General features: G+C 63.0%; 17 protein-coding genes, 1 tRNA gene and 1 pseudogene. 11 read left to right on the plus strand and 8 right to left on the minus strand.

Features of this window, described 5'->3' with window-relative positions; all coding sequences use genetic code 11:
* Nucleotides 1–16 precede the first annotated feature (16 nt).
* The gene (locus WFH23_RS09905; protein WP_336662395.1) at nucleotides 17–754 is read left to right on the plus strand and encodes a lysoplasmalogenase family protein; all 738 of its coding nucleotides are present in this window, start codon (nucleotides 17–19) and stop codon (nucleotides 752–754) included.
* On the opposite strand, the gene WFH23_RS09910 is transcribed toward WFH23_RS09905, so the two are convergent.
* Nucleotides 720–1616, minus strand: coding sequence for an NUDIX hydrolase (locus tag WFH23_RS09910; RefSeq protein ID WP_336662396.1), 897 nt, complete (start codon nucleotides 1614–1616; stop codon nucleotides 720–722). The genes WFH23_RS09905 and WFH23_RS09910 overlap by 35 nt on opposite strands.
* A 176-nt stretch (nucleotides 1617–1792) precedes the next feature.
* Between WFH23_RS09910 and WFH23_RS09915 the strand changes: the two genes are divergently transcribed.
* The 7 genes from WFH23_RS09915 to WFH23_RS09945 all read left to right on the plus strand — a co-directional run bounded on the left by WFH23_RS09915 (nucleotide 1793) and on the right by WFH23_RS09945 (nucleotide 10705).
* Nucleotides 1793–2248, plus strand: a complete 456-nt coding sequence (locus tag WFH23_RS09915; RefSeq protein WP_336662397.1) for an aminoacyl-tRNA deacylase — start codon at nucleotides 1793–1795, stop codon at nucleotides 2246–2248.
* A gap of 170 nt (nucleotides 2249–2418) precedes the next feature.
* A tRNA-Pro gene (locus tag WFH23_RS09920) sits at nucleotides 2419–2492 on the plus strand.
* A gap of 571 nt (nucleotides 2493–3063) precedes the next feature.
* The gene (locus WFH23_RS09925; protein ID WP_336662398.1) at nucleotides 3064–3639 is read left to right on the plus strand and encodes a GNAT family N-acetyltransferase; all 576 of its coding nucleotides are present in this window, start codon (nucleotides 3064–3066) and stop codon (nucleotides 3637–3639) included.
* 524 nt (nucleotides 3640–4163) lie between these two features.
* The gene (locus WFH23_RS09930; protein WP_336662399.1) at nucleotides 4164–6125 is read left to right on the plus strand and encodes a type I restriction-modification system subunit M; all 1962 of its coding nucleotides are present in this window, start codon (nucleotides 4164–4166) and stop codon (nucleotides 6123–6125) included.
* A gap of 359 nt (nucleotides 6126–6484) precedes the next feature.
* Nucleotides 6485–7387: a restriction endonuclease subunit S gene (locus WFH23_RS09935; RefSeq protein WP_336662400.1), complete on the plus strand. Its 903-nt coding sequence runs from the start codon at nucleotides 6485–6487 to the stop codon at nucleotides 7385–7387.
* Entirely contained in the window at nucleotides 7384–10494 is a 3111-nt protein-coding gene (locus tag WFH23_RS09940) for a type I restriction endonuclease subunit R (RefSeq protein ID WP_336662401.1), read from the plus strand. The genes WFH23_RS09935 and WFH23_RS09940 overlap by 4 nt, the downstream gene beginning before the upstream one ends.
* On the plus strand, nucleotides 10487–10705 hold the full coding sequence (locus tag WFH23_RS09945) for a helix-turn-helix domain-containing protein (RefSeq protein ID WP_336662402.1): 219 nt from the start codon (nucleotides 10487–10489) through the stop codon (nucleotides 10703–10705). Before WFH23_RS09940 ends, WFH23_RS09945 begins: the two co-directional genes overlap by 8 nt.
* A gap of 119 nt (nucleotides 10706–10824) precedes the next feature.
* Here WFH23_RS09945 and WFH23_RS09950 read toward each other — a convergent pair whose 3' ends face one another.
* From WFH23_RS09950 to WFH23_RS09975, 6 genes are all read right to left on the minus strand, one after another.
* Entirely contained in the window at nucleotides 10825–11127 is a 303-nt protein-coding gene (locus tag WFH23_RS09950; RefSeq protein WP_336662403.1) for a hypothetical protein, read from the minus strand.
* A 2-nt stretch (nucleotides 11128–11129) separates the two neighbouring features.
* Nucleotides 11130–12020 carry a hypothetical protein gene (locus WFH23_RS09955; RefSeq protein ID WP_336662404.1) on the minus strand — a complete coding sequence of 297 codons (891 nt, stop codon included), beginning with the start codon at nucleotides 12018–12020 and terminating at the stop codon, nucleotides 11130–11132.
* Between the two features lie 357 nt (nucleotides 12021–12377).
* Nucleotides 12378–12677: a tyrosine-type recombinase/integrase gene (locus tag WFH23_RS09960; RefSeq protein WP_336662405.1), complete on the minus strand. Its 300-nt coding sequence runs from the start codon at nucleotides 12675–12677 to the stop codon at nucleotides 12378–12380.
* A 127-nt stretch (nucleotides 12678–12804) separates the two neighbouring features.
* Nucleotides 12805–15369, minus strand: a complete 2565-nt coding sequence (locus tag WFH23_RS09965) for an excinuclease ABC subunit UvrA (RefSeq protein WP_336662406.1) — start codon at nucleotides 15367–15369, stop codon at nucleotides 12805–12807.
* A gap of 94 nt (nucleotides 15370–15463) precedes the next feature.
* Nucleotides 15464–15601 (minus strand): hypothetical protein, encoded by a 138-nt coding sequence (locus tag WFH23_RS09970; protein ID WP_336662407.1) that lies wholly within the window; start codon nucleotides 15599–15601, stop codon nucleotides 15464–15466.
* Between the two features lie 117 nt (nucleotides 15602–15718).
* Nucleotides 15719–16219, minus strand: a complete 501-nt coding sequence (locus tag WFH23_RS09975; protein WP_336662408.1) for a MarR family winged helix-turn-helix transcriptional regulator — start codon at nucleotides 16217–16219, stop codon at nucleotides 15719–15721.
* 91 nt (nucleotides 16220–16310) lie between these two features.
* Here WFH23_RS09975 and WFH23_RS09980 point away from each other — a divergent pair, with 91 nt between their 5' ends.
* The 3 genes and pseudogenes from WFH23_RS09980 to WFH23_RS09990 all read left to right on the plus strand — a co-directional run.
* On the plus strand, nucleotides 16311–16886 hold the full coding sequence (locus tag WFH23_RS09980) for an NADPH-dependent F420 reductase (protein ID WP_336662598.1): 576 nt from the start codon (nucleotides 16311–16313) through the stop codon (nucleotides 16884–16886).
* 84 nt (nucleotides 16887–16970) lie between these two features.
* Nucleotides 16971–17849: a VOC family protein gene (locus WFH23_RS09985; protein WP_336662409.1), complete on the plus strand. Its 879-nt coding sequence runs from the start codon at nucleotides 16971–16973 to the stop codon at nucleotides 17847–17849.
* A 312-nt stretch (nucleotides 17850–18161) separates the two neighbouring features.
* Nucleotides 18162–18344: pseudogene (locus WFH23_RS09990) on the plus strand (NADPH-dependent FMN reductase); the annotation flags it as partial.
* Between the two features lie 274 nt (nucleotides 18345–18618).
* Here the strand turns inward: WFH23_RS09990 and WFH23_RS09995 are convergent.
* Entirely contained in the window at nucleotides 18619–19887 is a 1269-nt protein-coding gene (locus tag WFH23_RS09995) for a hypothetical protein (RefSeq protein ID WP_336662411.1), read from the minus strand.
* Between the last annotated feature and the right edge of the window lie 360 nt (nucleotides 19888–20247).

The raw sequence follows: 20247 nt of genomic DNA on the forward strand, positions 1-20247 counted from the left end.
GCAATAAGATGCGAGTATGACCGAGCGCTTCCGAGCACTGCTCCCGTTCGTGCCGTACCTCGCTGTGTCGCTCGCGCACGTCATCGCCTGCTTCGGGCAGTACGCGTTCGAGGGGTGGACGAAGCTGCTGCTCATGCCCGCGCTCGCCGCCGGTGTGGTCGCGTCGGCCGTGCTCGTGCCCGAGCTGCGCCTGCGCCCCGTCCCCGTCGGCGCGCTCGCGCTGCTGCTCGCAGCGATCACGTTCTCGTGGCTCGGCGACGGCGCGGCAACGTTCTTCCCGATGTTCGAGAGCGAGATTCCGATGATGCTCGCGTGCTTCGGCGTCGCGCACATCGCGTACATCGTGCTGCTGTGGCGTACGCGCGGCATCGCGAAACGGCGCCTGCCCGCGTGGAGCCTCGTCTACGTGCTCGCGTACCTCGTGCTCCTCGCGCTGCTGCTGCCGCACACGAAGTCGCTGTCGATTCCCGTCATGGCGTATGGGCTCGTACTCGTCGCCACGGCGGCCCTCGCGACCCGATGCGGCGCGGTCATCGCGTGGGGCGGCGCGTTCTTCCTACTCTCCGACGCGATCCTCGCCTTCCGGCTCTTCGTGCCCGGCAGCACCACGTGGACGAGCGGCGTCGTGATGCTCACCTACACCCTCGGCCAAGGGTTGCTCGCCTACGGCATCGTCGCGGCACTGCGCAGACGCGCGGACCGGGGCGAGGCGGGACCCACTACTCCTCGGGCAGGATCTTCAGCAGCTTCTTGACGCCGCGAATCGTCGTCGCGCCCGCGGCGCCCACGCGCACGCGCAGCTCGGCGTCGCTGGTGACGACGGTGGTGATCGATCCGCTCGCGCTCAGCGCTTCGACCGCGCTCACGATCGTGTCGTCTCCGGTCTCGGGCGCGCTCAGCACGCGGATCCGGTCGGTGCTCTCGATGCCGCGTGCGTTGCCCTCGACCACGACGATCCAGTCGGGGTAAACGCGGTCGAGGCCCGGCACGCGGGGCTCGGCGAGATCGAGGAACCCGGCGCGCACCCCGTTCGACGTTTCGAGGTAGGCGTGCAGCCGGTCGCGGAGGCGCTCTGCGGCACCGCGGCGATCCTTCCACCACCCGTTGGGCACGCTGCCGATGACGTTCGCAGCATCGACGATGACGGTCGGAGGCGGCCCGAGCAGCGGGCGCAGCAGCGGCCAGCTCGCGGCGAAGGCGGGGTGCAGGGGGAGCGCTTCGACGTGGTCGAGCGGCACCCAGGCGAGGGCGTGGCTCTCGGGGTCCGTGATCTCGGGCTCGAACTGGGCGACGACGTCGGCGACGAGCGTCGTGTACGTCCAGCCGCCGCGGTCGAGCACGTGCGTGTAGCGCGGGCGCACCGAGTGGTCGGGAACGCCCGCCTCCTCCTGCGCCTCGCGGATCGCTCCGTCGTTCGCCGACTCGCCCTCGTGGCGCGCGCCGCCCGGGATGCCCCAGGTGTCGCCGTGGTCGCTCCAGGTGACGCGGTGCTGCAGCAGGATCGCGTCGCGGGCGTGGTCGAAGGCGAGCAGCCCGGCGGCGCCGAAGCGGCCCCAGTAGCGCCCGCCATCGCCCGCCTCGATCCAGGCGTCACCGGTGTCTCGCAGGTCGCTCATGGTCTCAGCGTATCTGCCGCGGGGCTTGGTCTGCTGAATTGTCGGGCCTCCTGGCGGGGGAATGCCGGGGTGGTGTATCGGTGTTGTGCTGGGAGTCGGGCGGTTTCGTGCCGCGCCGAGATGCGTGTGCTTGTGCGCGCGCTGATGCTGTTGTTCTGCATTTCCGAGGAGGATTCATGTCGACCGATGTCGAGCCCTACGCCGCTGCCGCCGCCGATGCCGCCTCACGAGGGCTTGCTGTTTTATTCGTCCCGCGCACGCCGGGGGAACGGCCCGCGCCCGTCGAGGGCGTCGAGCTCGTGAAGACGATCGTGGTGCAGGCGAAGGATCGCTTCGTGCTCGTGCTCACCCACGTCGACGCGCAGTTCTCGTGGGCGAAGCTGCGGGCGCACCTCGGTGTGAACAAGCTATCGCTGCCCGACGCGGATGGTGCGTTCGCGGCGACCGGCTATGTGCGCGGCACCATTACTCCTTTGGGTGCCGCGGGGTCGTGGCCCATCGTTGTCGATGCGCGGTTGGCCGGGCAGCGGATCGCGATCGGGTCCGGGAGTGCGGAGTTCGGGGCGGTGGTTTCGGCTGATGAGCTGGTGTCGGCGTATTCGGCTGCGGTGGTGGATCTCGCTACTGCGTGAGGACCTTGCTTTGGTTTGCGTTGGTCTTTGTTGCGCTCGGCGCGCGCGGGTTTCGACGGTGCTGTCGCGATTTCCGACCCGTGGTTCGATCCGCCCTCCGAGTGTGGGTAATATAGAGGGGTTGCCTCGGCAGCGCAGGCCAGATTCTGGCCGGCGAAGCTGGAGAACAACGGGCTGTGGCGCAGCTTGGTAGCGCACTTGACTGGGGGTCAAGGGGTCGCAGGTTCAAATCCTGTCAGCCCGACAAAAAGCCCTGATGAGAAGCAATTTTCGTCAGGGCTTTCGTCGTATTTGAGGCCGAAAATGGCTCATGTACCCGCAGATGTACCCGCAAGCTTTTTGCGAACTATCCTGACACGCCCGGCCTGAACGCAGCGCTCCGGACAAACGTGCGTGGCGAAGATCCCCGTGATTCTGGGGATTATCTGCTGGCTGTAGCCCCGGAATGACGGGCGACTGGCGTATCGAATAACACCTGGCGATGGCACAGAGCTTCAGGTTCACATCCAATCGCTGGACAGGGTGTTCCTTGTCAGGCGGGCTGTGCCCGCCTCGGGGGAGAGCGTGTCAAATTGCCAGGCAGCGCACGGCGGACGCCTTGTCGTATCCCGAGGCATCCCGCAGGATCCTGAATGATCCCGACCGATGTCCTGCGAAGCCCCAGGCGATCCCGAGAGATCCCGACGTGTCCTTGACTGCCGTGTCGTGTCGCGGTCGCTGTACACGAACAGGACCCGCAGGACCCACAAGACATTCCGGGGTTATGTCGCTTGCTCAACCCGAAGCGCTCCACGAGTTCTATCTAGACTGACAGCGTGATCGACAACGCGACGTTCGATGAGCTGGAACCCAAGATCCCCGCACAGCGAGACACTGTTTATACTGCCTGGCGGGAAGCGCTTTCGACCCTGTCAGATGAACCCGCAACACTCCGCGAAGCACTGCCAACGCCGGCAGACTCCCGCCGGATGCGCGACATCCAGGTTGCCTGCGCACCGATCACGCCTTTGATGCTTCGCGATAATGCGGCGGCCATTGCAGCGAACCACGTCCTCATCGCCGACATTGCCGGAATTCCTGTCGGCTTCGTCCTGGCATCGATCTCTGAGAAACACTCGCCGCTTTTCGTGCAGGTCGTCGCCGTCGTATCAGAGGCTCAGCGCCGTGGCATTGGGCTGCAACTGCTCTCGGCTGCCGCCGAACTTGAGCCGCACCGCGACATCGCTCTGGCTACTCAGAAGACCAATCTCGCGGCACACGCCATGGACAAGCGGTTTGCGGAGTCGATTGGTGCCAGCATCCACCGCGTCAACCTCGGGGTCTACCCAGACAAGTTGCTAGGCATACCCCGAGGCCAGGGATACCGCGTTTGGGGAATCAAGCGCGGCTAGAGGACCTGGTTCATCGCCAGCCGAGCCCCGGTGCCACGTGGGTCAGGATGCTCTCGATCGCATGGGCGTTGTACTCCACGCCGAGCTGGTTAGGGACGTGCATATAAGCAGTGGGACGAGCATGCTACGAAGCTACCTGTCTCAAAAAGCCCGCGTTCGCAGGTTCAATTGCCATATCCGCGAAATCCTCAAGCTCACTCTTTCTCGATTATTGACAGCTCCACACACTCGAGCAGCACTCCCGGTGCCATCTTCAGCTCCGTGGCGATCTTTGCCAGCGAGTGCAGGCCGACCAGCCCGCCCGGCCTCGTAGGAGCGGATGCTCACGTCCACGGCCATGCATCGACTCGACGACCTATCCGGCATCATTAGTCGACGTCTGTGATTCGACCTTCGGTGCTTGCGGTCCTTCCGACTTCGAAAGTACATCTCGATCCGCGTGGCTCCGTAGGTTCGAGATCGATAGAAATGTAAAGTTTCTGACACAAGCTTCGATCTATCGGCACCACCAAAGAAGAGGTTCCATGACCATCTCCATGCCCCCGCAGACACAGCGCGTCGCCACGGCAGAAAACGTCGTCTGGGCCACCGCCGACAAGTTCCTACGCAACGTCGTTGAAGAGACCGAGTACGGCGACTACATCTTGCCCTTCACTGTGCTTCGCCGCCTTGAATGCCTGTTGGCTGACACGAAGGACGAACTCATCGAGGTCGTCGACGGTCTCGTCGCCAAAGACACCCCGGTTCGATTCATCGACGCAGAAGTCAAGCGCCGTTTCGGCCTGAGCTTCTACAACACCTCTGCGCTCAGCCTCAAGGCCATCGCGTCGACCGATGATCACGTCGAGGCCTCCGTCCTGGACTACATCGCTGGCTTCTCGCACAACATCGCCGACATCTGGACCTCGTTCGAGTTCCCGCGCTTGGTGAAGAAGCTCGCCGACGCCAACCGCCTCCATGCGGTGGTGCGCCACTTCTCGACGCTGGATCTTTCGGCAGAAGCCATGCCGAACACCGCGATGGGTGACCTCTTCGAGAACGTCATGTACCGCGCCTTCGACAAGAAGGGAAAGGCCGCCGGTGCGTTCTACACTCCGCGCGATGCCATCAAGCTGATGGTTGACGTGCTCTTCGCCTCCGACGAGGAGTCGCTCACCGGCCAGAACACAACGCGTTCGATCTATGACCCGACTGCTGGCTCGGGTGGCATGCTGCTGGTCGGCAAGGACCACCTCACCGAGCTGAACCCCGACATCGAGGTCAACCTCTTCGGCCAGGAACTCATGGACTCGGCCTTCGCCCTCGGCAAGGCCGACCTGCTTATCCAGGGCGGGCTGCCCGATGCGATCCGCCAGGGCGACACGCTCCTGCGTGACGAGTACACCGACCGCCAGTTCGACTATGTGCTGTCGAACCCGCCCTTCGGCTCCGACTGGGATGTCCAGTACAAGGATGTCCTCGAACAGTCGAAGACCCCGGGGTCACGTTTCAGCCACGGCCTACCGAGCAAGTCCGATGGCCAGATGCTCTTCCTGGCCCACTGCGCCTCGAAGCTGAGCCCCGCAGGCAAGTCCGGCCACGGCGGCCGTGCTGCAGTGGTTTCGAATGCGTCTCCGCTGTTCAACTCCGATAAGGGACCGAACGCGATCCGTCAGTGGCTGTTCGACGAAGACTTGATCGACGCGATCATCGCGCTGCCGACCCAGATGTTCTATGGCACTGGTATCTCTACCTACATCTGGATCCTCGACACTAACAAAGAGGTTGAGAGAAAGGGCAAGATTCAGCTGATCGACGGTTCAGCCCTCTGGGAACCGATGCGCAAGCCAATGGGCGATAAGCGCCGCACGATGAGCGGACCCAAGCGCAAGCTCGTGCACCAGGCTTACAAAGCCTTCGACAACGCCGAACCCGCGATCTCGCGCGTGCTGACCAAAGAAGATTTCATGTTCCGCGATGTCACAGTCTTCAAGCAGGCACGCCTTGCGACTGTTTTTTCGGAGGAGGCACTCGAGTCCATCGCCGAGCACAAGAACTACACCGACGCGCACGCCAACATCATCCGTGCCCTCGATGGGGCTACGTGGAATGACCTGACCGTCATCTTCCCGCAGCGCTGCAAGGCCGCTGGTCTCAAAGCGCCCGTCGGACTCGTCAATGCTGTCGCTGATGTGCTCGGCGTCCAAGACGACCAGGCTCCTCTGGCCGTCGACCGCAAGGGTAACCCTGTCCTTCTCGATGGCTGGAAGATCACCGAGCGCGTACCCATGAGCGAAGACCTCGACGAGCACATGACCCGCGAGGTTCTGCCCTTCGCTGAGGGCGCTGCATGGGATGAATCCAAAGCCAAGTACGGCAATGAGATTCCGTTCACGCGCATCTTCTACGTGCCCGAAGAGCCGCGTGCGCTCGAAGAGATTGACGCCGACGTGGCGCGTCTCATGGGCGACCTTGCCGAGATGTTCCAGGCGGTGCATGAAGCATGAGAACTACTGACGGTGTCGAGTCGTCCGCCTATGGGGCGATGGCTGCGGAGTGGAGACTTCTTCCACTCAAGTTCGCGACCCAAGACGTTCAAACTGGCGTGTGGGGTGAGGAGCCGAACGGGGGAGAAGATGACATCCTTTGTGCCCGAGTAGCCGACTTCGATCGCGCGAAAGCTGAAGTGGTATCAATTCCGACGGTCCGTCGAGTCGCAGCGAAAGACCGCGAGAAATGTGGACTCCTCCAGGGCGATCTATTGATTGAGAAGTCCGGGGGAACAGGAAGTAACCCCGTTGGTACAACCGTCTCCTATCGGGGTCCTGTTCCTGCGGTGTATGCGAACTTCATCGTAAGACTTCGGATGACTACGCAGCATGACTCACGATTCTGGCTCTATGCACTCCACAGCAGCCATGCCAGCGGACGAACATGGAACTATATACGCCAGACCACAGGTATCCAAAACCTCGACGTCCATGGCTTCCTGTCGATGAAGCATGCTGCTCCCAACCTCGCCACTCAGCAGCGCATCGCCGACTTTCTCGACCGCGAAACCGGCGAGATCGACGCGATGATCGCGAAGATGGACCAGATGGCAGAGGTACTGGAGACTCGGAAAGTTTCAGTCATTCAGCAGGCGACTCAGCTCAATCGCACTGGAGAACGGTGGGACACAGTTCCGACCGCACACTTGTTTGGCTCAATCGGTAGCGGAACCACACCTAAGGGGGACGAGCACTACTCGTCGAGTGGCGACGGCATTCCGTGGATCACAACTTCCGAGCTGCGGGAAACAGAGATCTTCGGAACGGCCAAATCCGTGACGCCTGCTGCGGTCAGTACGATTTCGTCGCTCAAGGTTCACCCGAGTGGATCCATTGCAATCGCTATGTACGGGGCGACGATCGGCCGTCTGGGGACGCTGGGCGTTGACGCCGCGACTAACCAAGCGTGCTGCGTCTTTTCCGAGCCCGCAGGCGTCGATATGCGCTTCTTCTACTACACGCTTTGGGGTCAACGTGACGACATTATTCGATTGGCCGTCGGAGGTGGGCAGCCTAACATCAGTCAGACAATGTTGCGACGTTGGCGCGTTCCCTGCCCGCCGTTCGACGAGCAAAAGCGCATCGCCGACCATCTCGACGAAGTGACCGGCAAGATCGACGCCATGTTGGCGAAGGTCGCCGAACTCAAATCCCTCCTCACCGAACGCCGGGCAGCACTCATCACTGATGTTGTGACCGGTCGAAAGGAAGTGGCATGAGCCACGCACAAGTGCTCGAGCACGAATTTGAGTCCAACCTCTGCGACGAACTCGCGCAGCGCGGTTGGCTCTACGAGAGTGCCGGCAGCACCAATGCTGCTGGCTGGGACATCGCCCGGGCAATGGTGCCAGCGGACGTCCTGTACTGGCTGTCGACCCAGTACCCCGACGAGTACGAGAAGGCAGTGCCGTCGGACCTGGCGAACGGCGCGCTCGAACTCGCCCAGCACAAGCTCCTGGACCACATCATCAAGGAGCTGGGAAAGACTACCAAGATGGACCCGATCACCGGGCATCCCGTCGGCGGCCTGCTCGGTGTGCTGCGCCGCGGCTTCACCTATGCCCAGGTTGGCCGCCCAGCGGCGAAGTTCGGCCCGCTCATGGAGTTCCCGCCGGAGAACCCGAACCTCGCAAGCGTGATCGAACGCGCGGATGCTGTTCGTTTGCGTGTGCTGCGCCAGGTGCATTTCGACACGCAGACCACGGAGAGCATCGACGTGGTGCTCTGCGCCAATGGCCTGCCGGTCGTCACCCTGGAGCTGAAGACCGACAACACCCAGACGGTCAACCATGCGATCACGCAGTACAAGAATGACCGCGTGCCCGGTCCGACTCGCGCCCTGCTGCAGCCGGGGCGCGCTCTGGTGCACTTCGCGGTCTCCAATGACCTCGTTTACATGACGACCAAGCTCCAGGGCGCTGAGACGGTCTTCTTGCCGTTCAACCGGGGCAGCGATGGCCATGCGGGTAACCCGCCTTCGGAGACTGGCTCGGCGTCCAACTACCTGTGGCGCGACATCCTTGCGCGCCCGACCTTCATGCGCATTCTGAAGAACTTCGCGCTCTTCGAGCCCAACCGCTCGAAGAAGGGTGACGGCCGGCTGATCTTCCCGCGCTTCCACCAGCTGCGCGCTGTCGAGCGCGTCGTCGCCGACATCGAGCAGCAGGGCACCGGCGGACGTTACCTCATCTGGCATTCAGCGGGATCGGGCAAAACCAAGACGATCGCCTGGCTGTCGCATCGCCTGATCCGCCATGTCGGCGCAGACGCGGCAGCGACCTTCGACTCGGTCATTGTCGTCACCGATCGGACTGTGCTCGATGAGAACGTCCGCGACGACATGAATCTTGTGCAGTCCAGCATGGGTCTTGTCGTCAACATCGGCGATGCATCCGGGGCGAAATCCGAGCAGGCCAAGAAGGCTCTGGTCGCCGGTAACCACATCATCACCTGCACCCTCCAGACCTTTCCGCACGTCATGAAGCTCATCGAAGCCACCGATGCGCTGCACGGACGCCGCTGGGCCGTGGTTGCCGATGAAGCGCACTCCTCCCAGTCGGGATCCACCGCGCGCGCCCTGAAGGGTCTGCTGGTTGATCTTGAACTCGACCCCGATCAGGACATCAGTGCCGATGACCTGCTGGCCGCAACAGATTCCGCGATCGCTGCGAGCGCGAACATCACGTTCATCGCTCTGACGGCAACGCCGAAAGCCAAGACGCTCCGGCTATTCGGCTCGAAGGTGGACGGCGAAGACCGCTGGGAAGCGTTCGACACGTACACGATGGCGCAGGCGATCGAAGAGCAGTTCATCCTCGATGTGCTGACCAACTACTCGACCTACGACATGTTCCTGCGTGTGAAGAACACCCTCGATGACGAGGAAGATGGGTTCGACGTCGAGACGGGTCGCGCGGTCAAGGACATCGTGCGCTTCGCCCGGCTGCACCCCACGGCCATTGCGCAGAAGGTGCAAGTCGTTGTCGAGCACTTCCGGCGCAACGTCGCCCACATGCTCAGCGGCCAGGCGCGCGCGATGGTCGTCACCTCCGGACGCAAGGAGGCCGTCCTGTGGTCAGAGAAGATGAACGCCTACATCTCCGACAAGGGCTACGCCGGCCTGGAGACCCTGGTTGCCTTCTCCGGCTCCGTCAAGAACGATGCTGGCGAAGAGGTCACCGAGATCTCGTTGAACGCGCTCGGCGACGTGGCCAAGGCCTTCCGCGAAGAGGACGAGTACAAAGTCCTGATCGTGGCCAACAAGTTCCAGACCGGATTCGATGAGCCTCGCCTCATGGCAATGTACGTCGACAAGGTGCTCAGCGACATCGCCACTGTCCAGACGCTCTCGCGCCTGAACCGTATGTACCCAGGTAAGTCCGCACCGATGGTCGTCGACTTCGTCAACACCCCCGAGAACATCCAGAAGGACTTCGCTCGCTACTACACCGACGCTCACGTAGCTGGCGAGGTCGACGCCAACGCTCTTTACGAGCTCTCCGAGCGCCTCGATTCCGTGGGCCTCTACACCGAGGCGCAGATGCGGGCAGTGGCCCAGGCCTACATGGACAAGGCTGGGGGCGAAGCCATCCAGAAGGCGCTGGGCCCCATCAAGTTCGCTTGGAGCAGCGGGCTGCAGAAGGCACGGCTCGCCAAGGACAAGCCCCGCTACGAAGAACTAAAGCAGTTCCGCTCGGATGCCATCAGCTATCGCAACGCCTGGCAGTTCCTTTCGCAGATCGTCGACTACGACGATGAAGAACTGCGCCTGCGCGCGGTGCTCATGACGCTTCTTGCGCGCAACCTGCACCTCACCCCAGAAGAGTACGACAGCAGCTACATGGACGGCGTGCAGCTCGGGGGAGTGAAGCTCGTCCCTGAAAAGGTCAACGCCGATTATCGTGTCGACTACGCGTGGGGCAGTGACGTTTCGATTGAGCTGCCGACCTTCACTACCGAACCCGGTGGCATCGGCACCAAGCCGCGCGGCCCTCTCGAAGAGGCAATCGAGAAGGTGAATGATCTCTTTGGCGACAAGGGCATCGACGCGGACCCGGGCAGCATCTCCGGCTTCATCACCGCCTACTGGGGCTTCCTCAACGCAGACGAGGAAGCGATCGCAATGGCCAGGAGTAACAACGTCGACCAGCTGAAGGGATCGACCAAGTTCTCCGACGCCAGCGACTACGCCATGTACCAGGCGTTCCAGAACACCGACGAGATCAAGAAGGCGCTCGCCGACCCTGAGATGCTCGCAAACCTTCTAGCCATCACCGCTGAGAAGATGCACGCCGAACATCACAAGACGAAGGACAGCGATGCCTGAGCAGCATGCGGCAATGCTTGAGATCGCCAAGCAGGTGAACAAGGCCCGGCAGGCGGCAGGGTGGAGCCAGAATGAGCTCGCTGATCGGGCCGGAGTATCTCGACCGTCTGTCGTGCGCGTCGAGCGCGGTGACGACGTCAATACTGCGACGCTCGGCAAGATCGCAGACGTGCTGGGTCTCACCGTGCGGGTGAGTCCTCAGCTTGATTGAGCGGGCTCCGTCAACCCAAGAACCCCTCGATCATTGTGATCGAGGGGTTCCTTTTTTTCCAGGACAACGTGTGCACTGCCGGCTCACGAACCGTGAACCATATGCCTGGTGAGCACCGGTTAGGCGAAGACGTACTCGAGTCGTTCGTTGTAAATGAAACGCATCTCGTCTGGTGCATCAAAGTCCAGATCGCCAGTCACTGAGATGCAGTCCTCCTCACCATCCTTGGTGAATACGTCCGGCATCACAGCCTGGTTCTGTTTCGCTGCACTTAGAAACGCAAGGAGCTGCTGCTTCTCAACCGGACCAGCAAACCCGAAATCCACCTTGTGTCCAGTGTGCTTCTCGCGCAGGCGTGCCGAGAGATGCCCGTGCTCGTTGCGGTATTCCTCGATGTAGCACTTGATGCTTTTCGTCGTCATGACTAGGCACCATATCCAATCACGTCGTAGCGAGTCGTGTCGATGACCTCGGGTGGCACATCGGCTACGGCCAGCCGGTAGACAACGTTCAGCCGCGGGTTGAAGATCCCGACATGAGTCAGCGCCTCGAACTCGGGCAGCCCGGACTGCTTGCCCATCAGGAAGTACATCAGCAGCTGAAGCACATGGTCCTTGGCCGGCTTCGACGCAGACACCTTGAAGTCCCACAAGGTGTCCTCCGTGAGGAAGTCCCCATCACCGCTGTCGACCAAGTCGGTGTACCCACCGCGCTCGCCGGCAGCATGCTGCTCTTCGCTCACGAAGAGGAACCCGTCTGCAATGATCGGGCCGTGCTCGGCAAAGAATCGCTCAGCCCGATGCACCATGGCCAGGATATGCGCGGTCGTCACCGCATCCGGTGCTCGCTGTGTGCTCTCCGGGTTATAGAACCCCACACCCGCGCGCAATCCGACGTCATAGGTCGCCAGCTGGCAAGCAATCAACGCCGCCGTCTCATCGATGGCGTAACCAACGGTGCTGTCTTCGTGCTCATTGATGTTGAGGCTCAAAACAGCCTGTCGAGCATCCTCAACCGCCGACGGGTACCCGCCGGAATCAGTGATCCGCTGTGCACCCATCAAAGATGCCCGGAAGACATCAACCGCAGCACGTGCCGCTTCTTCACCCGCGCCGACGCGGATGCGCGCCAGCCGGCTCAGGTAGTCCACCGCTAGGCCGACGACACTCGCATGAACATTCTCCTGCTTGTGATCAAGAACCCCATGCTCGTCCTCGAGCTGCGTCGCCGTCAGCAGCTTCGGATTGACCAACCCGCCACGAGGCTGGCCAGCCTCCTTGTTGTACTGGGTGATGCGTTGCGTTACAGAGGTCAATGGAACCCCGCCTGTTCAGTTGTAGGACGGCCGACAGACTCGGCCCGTACTGCAAATTTTACGGCCGTAGCTGATTCGACTGGGCAGTCGACACGACGAGTGGAACTGCGTTCCGAACCGTTGACGGAAACGCCCTCGGACAACGAGTGGTACGTGTCGCTATCGACTAGGTAATAGCGTGCCAGCTCCTTGTGGAGCGCTCAAGCCCAAAATCCATGTACCCGCAAATGTACCCGCAAGCTCCGGGCTTTTGCCGGTTTTGACGGGATCTGACGGGTTGTGGGATCTCCCGACTTGCCTACTCCCGCAAGGGATCTACGGCTATCAAGCGTGACGGAGGGAGAACCCTTCTTCGACTCAAGGGGTCGCAGGTTCAAATCCTGTCAGCCCGACCGTATGGTACCCGAAAATGTACCCACGGAACCGCTTAACTCGACATGTCAAGGGGTTCAGGCGTTCCTCGTTGTTCATTGCGGCCTCCCGAAGGCGCTCATTCATTCGTGCTGCGGCGTTCTGCAGCGCGGTGTCGTCGACGTGTAGGTAAGCACGCGTCGTCTCGACCGACCCATGCCCGAGGACGTCGCTCACAACGTGGAGCGGAACGCCGGCATTCGCGAACCAGGTTGCACCCGCATGTCGGAGGTCGCGACGGCGCAACCCCGTTAAGCAGATCGCGTGCCGGCGCGATCACCCGCACCGGAATGCGCGTGCTGCACGACCTTCTGGGAGCCCGAGCATCTTCGCATTCTCGCTCGTGCGGGTGGGCTGAGTCACTCGGGACGGGTCAACGGTTGAGGCGCTCAGCGAGATACGGGGCCGTACGACTCGCGGGGTCTTTGGCCACGGCATCCGGTGTTCCGGTCGCGACGATGCGCCCGCCGGCATCCCCACCCGACGGGCCGAGGTCGATGACCCAGTCCGCGGCGGCGACGACATCCATCTCGTGCTCGACGACCACGACCGTGTCTCCGGAGTCGACCAGCGCGTGCAGCTGCGCGAGCAGCCGCCTCACATCGGCGGGATGCAGGCCCGTCGTAGGCTCGTCCAGCAGGTAGAGGGTATGGCCTCGGCGCACACGCTGCAGCTCGGTCGCTAGCTTGATGCGTTGCGCCTCGCCGCCCGACAGCTCGGTCGCGGGCTGACCGAGTCGCAGATAGCCGAGTCCGACGTTGAGGAGGGCCTGCAGGCCGCGCGCAGCCGCCGGCACCGGCGCGAGGAAGTCGGATGCCTGCTCGACCGTCAGCGCGAGCACATCGGCGATCGTCTTGCCGTCGTAGGTGACCTCGAGAGTCTCGGCGTTGTACCGGGCGCCGTGACAGGTCGGGCAGCGTCCATAGCTGCCGGGCAGGAAGAGGAGCTCCACCGAGACGAACCCCTCGCCGAGGCAGGTCTCGCAGCGTCCACCGGAGACGTTGAACGAGAAGCGTCCGGCGGTGTACCCGCGCTCCCGTGCGAGGTCGGTCTTCGCGAAGGTCGTCCGGACCGCGTCGAACAGGCCCGTGTAAGTCGCGAGGTTCGACCGAGGAGTGCGTCCGATCGGCTTTTGATCCACTTGCACGAGCCGGTCGATGTGCTCGAGCCCCGTGGCACGGCGCACCGTCAGCGTGTCGATGTGCGCATCCGGGACCGTCGCCTCGGTGAGACCTGCGTCGTCGCCTGCGGGGTCGGCGGTCGTGGCGTCGTCGTCCGGATCATCGATGTCGTCGTCTCGGCCGGAGCGCAGATGCTCGCGCACGACATCACGCAGCACGCGGCTCACGAGCGTCGATTTGCCCGACCCTGAGACACCGGTGACCGCGACGAAGGTGCCGAGCGGAATGGCCACGTCGACGTCGGCGAGGTTGTGCAGCGTGATGCCCTCGACGGTGAGCCAGCTCGCGGGCTCGCGCACGTCGCGGCGAACTGCCGCCGCGTTGCCCTGATCGGGGAAGAGGAACGGCCGAGTGACGGACGCCTCGACCGTGGCGAGTCCGTCGACCGCTCCACTGTAGAGCACGTCACCACCGCCCTCGCCCGCTCCGGGGCCGACGTCGACGATCCAGTCGGCGTGGCGGACAACATCCATGTTGTGCTCGACCACGAAAACCGAGTTGCCCGAGCGCTTGAGCTGCTCCAAGACGTCGAGCAACGGCTCCGCATCGGCGGGGTGGAGGCCGGCCGACGGCTCGTCGAGCACGTAGATGACGCCGAAGAGACCTGACCGGAGCTGGGTGGCGAGCCGCAGGCGCTGCATCTCGCCGGGGGAGAGCGTGGTCGTCACCCGACCAAGCCCGAGGTACCCGAGGCCGAGGTCGGTGAGCACGGTGATGCGCGCCAGGAGATCGGTGGTGAGAGCGACGGCGACATCGGTGCGCTCGCCGGAGAGCGTCGTCGGCAGCGCGTGCGAAGCGTCCGTGAGCTGAGTGGTCGGGCGCAGCACCTCGGCGAGCTCGGTCATCGTGAGGGCGTTGAGCTCGGCGATCGTGCGCCCGGCGAACGTGACGGCCAGTGCCTCGCGGCAAAGACCTGTGCCGTGGCAGAGTGGGCACGGGCCCGACCGTACGAACTGCAGCGCCTTCGTGCGCATCATCTGGCTCTTCGAGTCGGCCAGCGTGTGGAAGACGTACTTCTTCGCACTCCAAAACACGCCGTTGTAGGGCTTCGCCACGCGGTCGCGCTGCGGGGTGATCTGTACGACCGGCTGCTCGTCGGTGAAGAGGATCCAGTCGCGGTCGGCCTGATCGAGGTCGCGCCACGGGCGATCGACGTCGTACCCGAGCGCGATGGTGATGTCTCGCAGGTTCTTCGCCTGCCACGCACCCGGCCAGGCGGCGATGGCGCCATCGCGGATGCTCAGCGAGGAATCGGGTACCAGCGAGTTCTCGGTGACGGTGTGCGAGACGCCGATGCCATGGCACTCGGGGCAGGCGCCAGCTGCGGTGTTCGGCGAGAACGCGTCGGAATCGAGGCGCGTCGTGAACCCTTCGGGGAAGGTGCCGGCGCGGGAGAACAGCATTCGAAGCGAGTTCGACAGCGTCGTGACTGTGCCGACGCTCGATCGCGAGCTAGGGGCGCCGCGGCGTTGCTGCAGTGCTACGGCCGGGGGCAGGCCCGAGATCCACTCGACGTGCGGATCATGACCCTGCTGGATGAGGCGCCGTGCATACGGGGCAACGGACTCGAGGTAGCGGCGCTGGGCCTCGGTAAAGATGGTGCCGAATGCCAGGGAGGACTTGCCTGATCCGGAGACGCCGGTGAATGCGACGATCCTGTCGCGCGGCACATCGACGTCGACGTTCCGGAGGTTGTTCTCGTTGGCGCCGCGAACGCGGACGAACGCGTCGGTCGGATCGTTCGGAGCTTCGGGCATCGGTCAAGTGTATCCGTGGGGTCCTGAATGCGAGGAGAGGGGGCGGCGCATGAGTCAGGTGTCAGCCGGACGCAAGGAGGGTTCGCCCCTGGCCTCAGAGAGCGGTGCGACGACCGGCAGCGCCGAGCATCCGATCGATGGCGACGGAGAGGAAGCCGACGGCGACGAGCGCGGCAGACAGGGTGACGATCCACAGGGCGCCGCCGCCCAGGCCCGACTTCTCGATGTTCATGAATGGCTTGAAGCCTCCAGCAGCCTCAAACGTTCAGGACGGCGGTCAGTGCTGGGCGACAGGCGAGAACTGCGTGCTCACCCTCGGCTGGGGCTGGCAGCAGGTGCTGACAAGCCGTTAATCGACGGATGTCGCCACTTGTGCGGTGGCAACCATGTTGCCTTCCGGGTCGAGCTTGCCGAGAAGCTTTGCCGAGATCGAGGACAGTTGTGCGAGCTCGTCGGGCGTCAACGTGTCCACGATGACGCTTCTCACCAGGTTCACATGCCCGGGAGCGGTGGCCACCACCTTCTGCCAGCCAGCGTCGGTGAGCGAGACGTTGGTTGCGCGCCGGTCCTCGGGGCACGGCGAGCGCTGCGCGAACCCGCGGGTTTCCAGGTTCGAGACCACTCTGGACAACCGGGCCAACGTGGCATTAGTGCGCCCGGCCAGCGCCGTCATTCTGTAGGTGCGCATCGGCGCCTCGGAGAGCATCGCAAGGGTGAAGTACTCGAAATGGGTGAGGTCGGCATCTCGTTCAAGCTGTGCGTCGAGCGCCGGGGGGAACAACTGCAGAACGGCCACAAAACGTAGCCACGCCGTGAGTTCGTCGCTGTTCAGCCACTTTACGTCTGTCATGACCCTATTGTATCTAAAACTTGTACCTACAAGTAAAGTAGGTTATATTAGTTGTAGGTACAAGCAATTGGTTGCGAGCAAAGGAAATCACATGAGTACAGTCAGCGTTATCGGAACCGGAGCCATGGGAAGCGCGATCGGCGGCGTTCTCACTAACGGCGGGGCGACCGTCGACTACATTGGAAATTCCGAAACGGCCAGCATCGTCGCTGGCGACATCGTCGTTCTCGCCGTGCCCTATCCCGCGGTCGAGGGTATCCTTGCTCAGTATGGTGACCAGTTCGCCGGCAAGATCGTCATCGATATCACCAACCCGCTCAACTTCGAGACCTTCGATTCGCTCACGGTCGCAGACGGCAGCTCGGCGACGGCCGTCATCGCGGCAGAATTGCCGAACTCTCGTGTGCTCAAGGCGTTCAACACCACATTCGCCGCGACCCTTGGCTCCAAGACGGTCGGACCCGTGCAGACCACGGTGCTCATTGCGGGAGACGATTCCGACGCCAAGTCCACCCTCGCCGCCCTCGTCCAGGCCGGCGGCCTTGCCGCAGTCGATGCCGGTTCGCTGGCTCGCGCTCACGAACTGGAGGCGCTCGGTTTCCTTCAACTGACTCTCGCCGCCAGTGAGAAGATCGCGTGGACGGGCGGGTTCGGTCTGGTCCCCTGAACGGGCGGTCCCCACGCGCCGGCACTTTCGGTGGCGATTCGTAAGGCAGCACATTAAATTGGAGGAAGAGCAATGCAAGTAGCTATGACAAAGTCGAAGACAACGAATGACACGATCAGTGCGGGTACCAGCCTCGGAGCCGTCACCTTGAAGGTCGCAGACCTGGATGCGATGACGGCGTTCTACAGCAACGGCGTCGGGCTCGCCGTGCTGGCGCAGGCCGGCAACAATACCATCCTGGGCTGGGGCACCGAGCCGTTGGTGATCCTTGAGCATTCGCCGCTGCTGACCCATGCGGCCGACGGCGCTGCCGGGCTCTTCCACACTGCGCTGCTATTCCAGACTCAGGCAGACCTTGCCCGGGTGCTGCACTCGGTGGCCACCAAATATCCGGGCTCCTTCACGGGGAGTTCCGACCACCTGGTATCGGAGGCGATGTACTTCGATGACCCTGAGGGCAACGGCGTGGAGCTCTATTGGGATCGGCCGCGCAGTACGTGGAAGTGGAATGGGAACCGGGTTCACATGGACAGCCTCTACCTTGACCCGAACACGTACCTCCAGACCCATTTGGCGGAGACAGCGTCCGACGCAGCTCTTGGAGAAACGTCGATCGGCCACGTTCACTTGAAGGTCGGCGACATCCACACCGCCAGGGCTTTTTACGCCGACACCCTCGGCTTCGAGGTGACGAACGAGTTCGGTTCTCAGGCGCTGTTCGTCTCGGCCGGTGGGTACCATCACCACCTGGGCATGAACACCTGGCAGAGCAGGGGAGCCCTTGACCGTTCTCCGGCCCTTGGTCTTGGCGAAGTGGCGATCGAACTACCGGCACCGGATGACCTCGGTGCGCTGCGCGAGCGCCTCGCCGCCGCACGCATCGACACCCGTGACGACGGCCGTACCGTCACCTTCGACGACCCCTGGAAGAACGAGATCGCGGTCGTCGTCGCCGGCAGCTGAGGCGCAGCCAAAGCAGCATTTGCCTCCGGGGCGCGGGCGCTTTCGCCATGTGGCGGAAGCGTCTCTGGCCCGCTCAGCCCGAACGAGAGGCCGCTGCACCGAACTGATTTGCTCTATTCGGAGGCGATGGGCAGCATCGGAAGCACGGCGGGTTCATGACATCCGTTTTCCCCGAGGTATCATACGAGGCCTGGGCTAGCTGCCTTGAGTGCTCCCGGTGCAGGGCGGTGGGATGTACGTCGGCCAAGACTCTGCCCCTTGTGCACCGGGCGTGACCGAGCGTCGGACGGTGATGTCGAAACGGACTGCACCATGGCCAACATCATCGAACACGAACCTCCTTACACGATTGGATACTTTGTCGGGAGCTTGGCAAAAGCATCCATCAATCGCACCCTGGCGAATGTGCTGGTACGCCTGGCGCCGTCCGAGTTCGAGATGACCGAGATCCCGATCGGCAACCTGCCCCTGTACAACTACGAATATGACGAGGACTGAAACAGCGTCGCGGCCTGCTCGAGCACCTCGCGCGCGGTCATCCACGACGGAAACCCGGGAACGTCGGGGCAGTAACCGATGAGGGGCCGCACCGCGGCGCTGCCGGGCGCGTGGCCAAGCAGGCGGGCACTGCCACTGATCGCGCGGGCTAGCGCGAGCAGAATTCGGATCGCCGTCGTTTTCCCCGCCCCGTTCGATATTCCGCTGCGCCGACCTGACACGGTATCAGTCGTTTGAAACGTCGCAGCCGAACAGGCTCTCGGCGCCGCTGCTACTCCGCAGCCTTTTCGTCCTCTGGTGGTTCGTCCTTACCCCGAAGCGGTAGGTGCTCGACGACGGCGGTCGACAGCTTCTCAGCGCCGGACTTGGCGCCACGGAGCGCCCGCGCACCGAACCGCGCGACCGCACCCGCTCCCTTGCCGCCGGTTTCGAAGGCGGTGTCTCTCGCTTCCCCTACCGCGGCCCGCCAGCGCTTCGCTTCGATGCCGGCCCGACCAGCTTCGATGCCAAGACGTTCCTGGAAAGTGACGACTTCGGCGGCGACCTCATTGCCCGAGCGGACCACCGTTCCTGATTTCAGCGGGTGAAACAGCACCTGCTCATTCGCGCTCGCTGCTGCTGCGTCGATGCGATCCAGCAGTCGCCTGGTGCTTTGCGCGATCAGATCGCGCCGCCTCGTCCGTGCTGCTCGTACGGCGGTGCGATGACGATCGAGATCGGCTGGACTGGAATCGAGCACGCGGTCGAGCTCAAGGACGGCGAGCCCATCTTGGAGCTGAAAGCAGCGCGCGAGCACTGCCAGCCACTCCTCGACAGTGGCCTCGGCCGCCCCCGCGAGCTTGGCCAGATCACCGACGTCGGACTTCTTCTCCATCTTCTCGGCCAAGCCATCGAGCTGGCGGATCGTGTAAGCCTGTGTCGTCGCAATCGTCTGTGCGGCACCGTGCAGGCTCGACCAGGTCACTTCAGAGACGCGACCGACGTGTTCGCGCTTCAGCATGGCATCGTCGAGGACCAGCCCCACACCGACCATCTCGGCGATGGCAGCATCCTTCTGCGCACGGAGAACGTCGTCAACCTTCTCGTCGATCACGGCCAGGTACTCGGTGATCTCCTCCATGGTCTGTTCCATGGCCAGTTGCGCCATGATGCCCGCTGCACCGGCCAACATCGCCGGGTTGGCGAGCATCGAACCGACTGAACCCGGCTTCGTGAACTCGAGGATCTTCGTGATCTTGCCCTTGCCCGTCGTGGCGATGGCCCGACTGACGCCTTCGGAGGATCCTTTCATCGCCTTGCCGACTTTGAGTGCCTTCGCCGACTCCTCGGTGAGCTTGACCCAGCGGCCTGAATTGGCGGCAATCTGCGAACCTGCTTGGGTGACACCGGATCCAGTATGCAATGTGGCGCCAAGCTTCTTATGGAGTTGCAGATCCTTGGAGGGGACGCCGGCGGACGAGAGAAAGTGCTCAACGGCGTGGGGAGCGCCGATGACCGCAATGCCATCGCCGTCGCTGATCAGCTCAACCTCGTCGCTCACTGATTGCTCCCTATGAGTGCAGTAGCGGCGGGGCGTCCGCTCGCTTTGCCTCAGGCTAGCGCAGTTCGCAAGGTGTCCAGCCCTCCACAAAGCCGGACTTCGACCGGTTCACGCAACGGAACCTAGAAGGATAAATCCCTAATCGATGATGGAAGGAGCTTTCGCCGTCCGTCAGGGAAGGAGACCGCCCATTGCGAGCATGAGGCGATCGGCAACATCAGCGTTGGATCATCCCATCGCGACCTCGGCGAGCACGTTGAGCTCTCTGATTGATAGGTGAGGCACCTGCTCGTCGGTCGCGCGCTGGGCCAGTCCGACGTTTAGCGAATCTCTCGATCCCGTGTGATCAACATCAGGCAG

The sequence above is a fragment of the Leucobacter sp. USHLN154 genome, from assembly GCF_037145595.1.
In the GTDB taxonomy this organism is placed as follows: domain Bacteria; phylum Actinomycetota; class Actinomycetes; order Actinomycetales; family Microbacteriaceae; genus Leucobacter; species Leucobacter alluvii.